Raw genomic sequence first — 6,743 nt, forward strand, 5'->3', positions numbered from 1 at the left:
ACCCGCCGGACCCAAGTCAAACTCGGCCCGACCAGGAGGTGAACTCCCCGCAAACAACCCACCATGATCAGCGCCCTTGCAGGCACCGTCCCGGCGTCTCGCTTGCCCCGGTAACACTACACACGGGTCCCGTACGCACCAAAATGCCTGGTCAACATTGCTTTTCTCCCCCGCGCCGGCTGCGCACCGGCCGTCGGCAAGCGAAAAGCCCGCCACCCCAGTCGAACTGGGATGGCGGGCTCGAGCCTCGCTCCGTGCGGACCCGCGGTCAGCGGTTGACGCGCACGCCGGCGAAGTTCTTCTTGCCGCGGCGCAGGACCAGCCACTTGCCGTGCAGGAGGTCGGAATCGGCGGGCACCCACTCCTCGTCGGTGATGCGCTCGTTGTTGGCGTACGCGCCGCCCTCCTTGATGGTGCGGCGGGCCTCGCCCTTCGACTTCGCCAGGCCGGAGGCGACCAGCAGGTCGACGGCGGTGTCCGGCTCGCCGGCGTCGACGTCGGCGACCTCGGTCTCCGACACGGCCGCCGCCAAGGTCGCCTCGTCCAGCTCGGACAGCTCGGCCCGGCCGAACAGCGCCTGCGCGGCGAGCTCCACGGCCTTCGTGGCCTCGGCGCCGTGCACCAGATCGGTCATCTCCTGCGCCAGGCGGCGCTGGGCCTCGCGCTTGAAGGGGCGCTCGGCGACGGCGACCTCGTACTCGGCGATCTCCTCGCGGGTCAAGAAGGTGAACCACTTCAGGTAATCGATGACCACCGTGTCGCCGGCGTTGAGGAAGTACTGGTACCACGAGTAGGCGCTGGTCTGTTCAGCGTCGAGCCACAGCTTGCCGCCGCCGGTGGACTTGCCGAACTTCTCGCCCGACGCGTCGGTCACCAGCGGCACGGTCAGCCCGTGGACCTTCTCGCCGTCGAGGCGGCGGTTGAGGTCGACGCCGGAGACGATGTTGCCCCACTGATCCGAACCGCCGATCTGCAGGCGGCACTCGTGGTTGCGGCGCAGGTGCACGAAGTCGTTGGCCTGCAGCAGCATGTAGGAGAACTCGGTGTAGGACATGCCGTCGGACTCGAGGCGGCGCTTGACGGTGTCGCGGTCGAGCATCGTGTTCAGCGAGAAGTTCTTGCCCAGGTCGCGCAGGAACTCGATCACCGACAGCTTGGACACCCAGTCGTAGTTGTTCACCAGCAGGCCGCGGCCCGGCTGGTCCTCCTCGATGATGTCGATGAACCGGCGGAGCTGGCCCTCGATCTTCGCGACGTTGCCGGCGATCTCGTCCTCGGTGAGCATGGAGCGCTCGCCGACGTCGCGGGGGTCGCCGATCATGCCGGTGGCGCCGCCGGCCAGGGCGATCGGGCGGTGCCCGGCCTCCTGGAATCGCTTGAGCATCACCAGCGGAACGAGGTGCCCCGCGTGCAGCGAGGAGCCCGTCGGGTCGAAGCCCACATACGCGGTGATGGGGCCTTCCTCGGCCAGGGCGCGCAGCGCGTCCAGGTCGGTCGACTGCGCGATGAGGCCGCGCCATTCCAATTCGTCGATGATGTTCATGTCGGTCACGCGGGTCATCCTAACGTGCGCGGCCGCGGCCGGCCCGGACGGGTCTACCCCAGGCCGTCGGCCTTGGCGTGGCGGCGGTAGGCGGAGACTCCGGGTTCGCCGGGGATCCAGAATCGCCAGGGCCGTTCGGATGCCGCCCGCAGCCCGACGCGCGGTCCGCACTGAACCTCCGCGGGCGCCGCACCGTCGCCCAGCTGCACGCGCGAGCCCGGGTCGAACAGGTCCCGCCCGTAGTCCCCCAGGTCGATGCCGAGCGCCTGGCCCAGGTTGCCGGGTCCCCGGGCCAGGTTTCGCTTGACGACGCCCACGTTTCCCCGTTGCCGCCGCGCCATCGCGGCGGCCTCGCCGTCGAGGATCGCGGCGCCCCGGAGCAGCACGCCCCCGCCGACGCCGTCGTGTCCGGCGGTGACGTTGGCGCAAAAGTGGATGCCGTAGGACCGGTACACGTACAGGTGCCCGGCGGGCCCGAACATCACGCGGTTGCGCGGCGTGGGGCCCGGCCACGTGTGGGCGCCGGGATCCGGCCACGGCGACTCCGCCGGACCGCCGTAGGCCTCGACCTCGGTGATCCGTGCTCGCAGTCCCTCGCCCGGAATGACGAGAACCCGGCCGAGCAGCGCGCGGGCTGCTTCGGACGGGTGCACCGACAGGGTCTCGCGGTTCAGCGCCGCGCCCCCGCCGGTTCCTTCGCCACCGCTCAACGAGGCCAGTCGAACGCTTCGTCGGAAAGCATCACGGGGATGCCGTCCTCGATGGGGTACGCGATGCCCAGTCGCTCGTTGACCAGGACGGATTCGTCCTCGAGGTACGTCAGCGGCCCCTTGTCGCGGGGGCAGGCGAGGATGTCCAGCAACTTCGGATCGAGGCTCATGGCAGTCAATCCTACGACCCGTTGCCGCGCACCGGGGCGTCCGCCCAGGAACGGCCGCCGACCGACGCCTCGCGGACGCGGCCGAGCTGCTCGGACACCCGCGCGCCGGCGGTGCCGCCGCGGGTGTCGCGGGAGGCCACGGCGCCGTCGATGGTCAGCACCTCGCGGACCTCCGGGGTCAGGGACTCGTGGACGCCCGCGAGCTCATCGTCGGTGAGCTCGTGCAGGCCCACGCCGCGGGACTCCGCGATGCGCACGCACTGGCCCGAGGCCTCGTGGGCGACGCGGAAGGGCACGCCCTGGCGCACCATCCACTCGGCGAGGTCCGTGGCCAGCGTGAAACCGGCCGGGGCCAGCTCGCGCATGCGGTCCTCGTGGAAGGTCAGCGTGGCCACCAGGCCCGTCATCGCCGGCAGCAGCAGGTTCAGCTGCGCCACCGAATCGACGATGGGCTCCTTGTCCTCCTGCAGATCGCGGTTGTAGGCCAGCGGCTGCGCCTTCAGCGTCGCCATGAGGCCCGCCAGGTTGCCGATGAGACGGCCGGTCTTGCCGCGCGTCAGCTCGGCGACGTCCGGGTTCTTCTTCTGCGGCATGATCGACGACCCGGTCGACCACTCGTCGGCCAACGTCACGTAGCCGAACTCCGGCGTGCACCAGGCGATGATCTCCTCGGCCAGGCGCGACATGTCCACCGCGATCTGGGCCAGGACGAACGCCGTCTCCGACGCGAAGTCGCGGGAGCTGGTCGCGTCGATGGAGTTGTCCGCGGCCGAATCGAAGCCGAGTTCGGCGGCGATGGCCTCGGGGTCGAGGTGCAGCGACGAACCCGCCAGCGCGCCCGAGCCGTAGGGGCTCACCGCGAGGCGGCGGTCCAGGTCGCGGATGCGCTCGACGTCGCGCAGCAGCGGCTGGGCGTGCGCCAGCAGCTGGTGGGCCAACAGCACCGGCTGGGCGGCCTGGAAGTGGGTCTTGCCCGGCATGATCGCGTCCGGGTGCGCGCCCGACTGATCCGCCAGGGCGTCGACCAGGTCGAGCACTCCCGCGGCGATGTCGCGCACCGCGTCGCGGACCCACATGCGGAACAGCGTGGCCACCTGGTCATTGCGGGAGCGGCCCGCGCGCAGGCGCCCGCCGACCTCGGGACCGACGCGGTCGATGAGACCGCGCTCCATGGCGCCGTGGACGTCCTCGTCCGACTCCTCCGGACCGAACGCGCCGGAGGCGACGTCGGCGCCCAACGAGTCCAGGCCGGACAGCATGGTGGCCAGGTCGTCGTCGGAAAGCAGGCCCCGCGCGTTGAGTACCTTCGCGTGCGCCTTCGAGGCCAGCACGTCGTACGGGGCCAGGACCCAGTCGAAGTGGGTCGACTTGCTCAACGCCGCCATGGCGTCGGCGGGGCCGCCGGCGAACCGGCCTCCCCACAGCGAACCCTCGTTGGTGCCGTGCTGCTCGACGGCGGACTGCGCGGACTGCTCGGACATGTCGGTGGTGCTCCTCATCGGTGGCGGGATGCGACCGCCCGGCCCCCGGTGTCGGGGCCGGGCGCGTGCACGGGATCTGGTGCGGGACCTACAGGTTGAAGTCGCGCTTGGCGGCCATCTTCGACGACAGGCCGTGCAGCTCCACGAAGCCGCGGGCCAGGGTCTGGTCGAAGGTGTCGCCCTCGTCGTAGGTGGCCAGGTTGAAGTCGTACAGCGACGAGTTCGAGCGGCGGCCGTTGACGTTGCAGTTGCCGGCGTGCATGGTCATGCGGATGTCGCCGGAAACGCCCTTCTGGGACTCCTCGATGAAGGTGTCCAGCGCGCGCTTGAGCGGGGAGAACCACAGGCCGTCGTAGACCAGCTCGGACCACTTGGCCTCGACGCCGCGCTTGTAGCGGGCCAGCTCGCGCTCGACGGTGACGTCCTCCATGGCGGCGTGGGCGGTCATGAGGGCGATGGCGCCCGGCGCCTCGTAGATCTCGCGGGACTTGATGCCGACAAGACGGTCCTCGACCATGTCCAGGCGACCGATGCCCTGGGCGCCGGCGCGGCGGTTCATCTCCTCGACGGCCTCCAGCATGGTGACCGGCTTGCCGTCGATGGCGACCGGCTTGCCGTCCTCGAAGGAGATGATGACCTCGTCCGGGGAGTTGAAGTTGAGGGTCGGGTCCTCGGTGTAGGCGTAGACGTCCTTCGTCGGGGCGTTCCACAGGTCCTCGAGGTAACCGGTCTCAATCGCGCGGCCCCACAGGTTCTGGTCGATGGAGAACGGCGACGACTTCGACTGCTCGATCGGGATGTCGTTCTTCTCGGCGAAGGCGATGGCCTTGTCGCGGGTCCAGGCGTAGTCGCGGGCCGGGGCGATGATCTTCAGGTCCGGGGCGGTGTTGGAGAAGCCGACCTCGAAGCGGACCTGGTCGTTGCCCTTGCCGGTGCAGCCGTGGGCGACGTGGGTGCCGCCGTGGTCCTTCGCGGCCTGCGCCATGTGCTTGACGATCAGCGGGCGCGACAGCGCCGAGACCAGCGGGTACTGCTTCATGTACAGGGCGTTGGCCTTGATGGCCGGCAGGCAGTACTCTTCGGCGAACTCGTCACGGGCGTCGACGATGACGGACTCGACGGCGCCGGCGTCCAGCGCGCGCTGGCGGATGGACTCCATGTCCTCGCCGCCCTGTCCCACGTCGATGGACACGGCGACGACCTCGGCGCCGGTCTCCTGCTTCATCCACTCGATGGCGACGGTGGTGTCCAGGCCGCCGGAGTAGGCGAGAATGACCCGATCAGTCATGTGGGTTCGCTCCTTCTTGAGGGGTGTTGATTGTCGTTGATGTTACTGCCCGGCGTCGCCGGACAAACGCCGGGCCAGGTCCGCCCCCGTGAGGGGCTCCCGGGCCAGGCAGAAGATGGTGTCGTCGCCGGCGATCGTGCCGGCGATGTCGGGCAGGCCCGCGCGGTCGATGACGCTGGCCAGGTACTGCGCCGCACCGGGCGGGGTGCGCAGGACCGCGATGGTCCCGGAGTGGTCGGCGGCCACCAGCAGCTCGTCGAGGACGCGCCGCATGCGCGCCACCGCTCCCCTGCTCGCCGCGACGCCGTCGGAGTCGCCCTCCAGCACGTACCGGGCGGCGCCCGACCCGTCCTCGCGGACCTTGCGGGCTCCGAGCTCGTCGAGGTCCCGGGACAGCGTCGCCTGGGCGATGTCGATGCCCTCCGCCGCCAGCAGAGCCGCGAGCTCCATCTGGCTGGAGATCCGCCGCCGCTGCAGCAGGTCCGCGATGCGGGCCTGCCGTGCGGTGCGGGAACCGGGGATGGTCATGATTCCTACGCTTCCCCGCCGCCGGTGTTGCGCTCCAGCAGCCACGTCAGCAGCGCCTTCTGGGCGTGCATGCGGTTCTCCGCCTCGTCGAAGACGACGGACGCGGGCCCGTCGATGACGTCGGCGGTGACCTCGTTGCCTCGGTAGGCGGGCAAGCAGTGCAGGAAAATCGCGCCATCAGCGGCCTTGGCCATGAGCTCGGCGTTGACCTGGTACGGCAGGAAGGGGGTGCGGCGGTCGAGGCCGTCGCTTTCCTGGCCCATCGACACCCAGGTGTCGGTGAGCACGATCTGCGCGCCGGCGATCGCCTCGTCGACGTCCGCCGTCACGGCGACGGTGGCGCCGGTGTCCTCGGCGACCTTCCGCGCGCGGTCGACGAACCGGGCTTCCGGCTGGAATCCTTCCGGGGCGCAGATGGTCACGTCGAGGCCGGCCGTCGCAAAGCCCACGAGGTACGAGTTGGCCATGTTGTTGGCGCCGTCGCCGAAGTAGACCGCCTTGCGCCCGGCCAGCCCCGCCTGCCCCTGGTCGGGGCACAGGTTCTCGATGATCGTCTGCAGGTCCGCGAGGATCTGGCAGGGGTGGAACTCGTCGGACAGGGCATTGACCACCGGCACGGTGGCGGTTTCGGTCATCGCCTCGAGCCCGGACTGCGCGTAGGTGCGCCACACGATCGCCGAGACGAAGCGCGACAGCACCGCGGCGGTGTCCTGCAGCGTCTCGCCCTTGCCCATCTGGGACGCGCCGGAATCGACGACGATGGCGTTGCCGCCCAGCGCCGCGATGCCCGCGTCGAACGAGAACCGGGTGCGCGTCGACGTCTTGTCGAACAGCACGGCCACGGACTGCGGGCCCTCCAGCGGGCGCGCCGAGTACGGGTCGGCCTTGAGCTTCGCGGCCAGCGCCAGGACCTCGGCCTGTTCGGCGCGGGTCAGGTCGTCGTCCGCGAGGAAGTGTCGGGTGGTCACGGTGGTCACGGCTCCTTTCTTCTTGTCTGCTTTGCGACGGCCGCCGGTGCGGCTC

The 6,743-nt window shown here is 70.3% G+C and carries 7 protein-coding genes; all 7 read right to left on the bottom strand.

The features are described from left to right. Positions 1-268 precede the first annotated feature (268 nt). Positions 269-1,543 carry a tyrosine--tRNA ligase gene (gene tyrS / locus GX015_RS02430; protein ID WP_291342526.1) on the bottom strand — a complete coding sequence of 425 codons (1,275 nt, stop codon included), beginning with the start codon at positions 1,541-1,543 and terminating at the stop codon, positions 269-271. A 53-nt stretch (positions 1,544-1,596) separates the two neighbouring features. Further along, positions 1,597-2,217, bottom strand: coding sequence for a DNA-3-methyladenine glycosylase (locus GX015_RS02435; protein ID WP_291342527.1), 621 nt, complete (start codon positions 2,215-2,217; stop codon positions 1,597-1,599). A gap of 32 nt (positions 2,218-2,249) precedes the next feature. Continuing rightward, a complete protein-coding gene (locus GX015_RS02440) occupies positions 2,250-2,423 on the bottom strand; it encodes a Trm112 family protein (protein WP_291342518.1) in 174 nt (57 codons plus the stop codon). Between the two features lie 11 nt (positions 2,424-2,434). Next, entirely contained in the window at positions 2,435-3,904 is a 1,470-nt protein-coding gene (gene argH / locus GX015_RS02445) for an argininosuccinate lyase (RefSeq protein ID WP_291342520.1), read from the bottom strand. An 88-nt stretch (positions 3,905-3,992) separates the two neighbouring features. Further along, positions 3,993-5,192, bottom strand: a complete 1,200-nt coding sequence (locus tag GX015_RS02450; protein WP_291342522.1) for an argininosuccinate synthase — start codon at positions 5,190-5,192, stop codon at positions 3,993-3,995. 42 nt (positions 5,193-5,234) lie between these two features. After that, positions 5,235-5,720: an arginine repressor gene (locus GX015_RS02455; RefSeq protein ID WP_291342524.1), complete on the bottom strand. Its 486-nt coding sequence runs from the start codon at positions 5,718-5,720 to the stop codon at positions 5,235-5,237. A gap of 5 nt (positions 5,721-5,725) precedes the next feature. Continuing rightward, the gene (gene argF / locus GX015_RS02460) at positions 5,726-6,697 is read right to left on the bottom strand and encodes an ornithine carbamoyltransferase (RefSeq protein ID WP_291342529.1); all 972 of its coding nucleotides are present in this window, start codon (positions 6,695-6,697) and stop codon (positions 5,726-5,728) included. Positions 6,698-6,743: the final 46 nt, after the last annotated feature.

Origin of the sequence: Corynebacterium sp. (assembly GCF_012837295.1) — a bacterium.
GTDB lineage: Bacteria > Actinomycetota > Actinomycetes > Mycobacteriales > Mycobacteriaceae > Corynebacterium.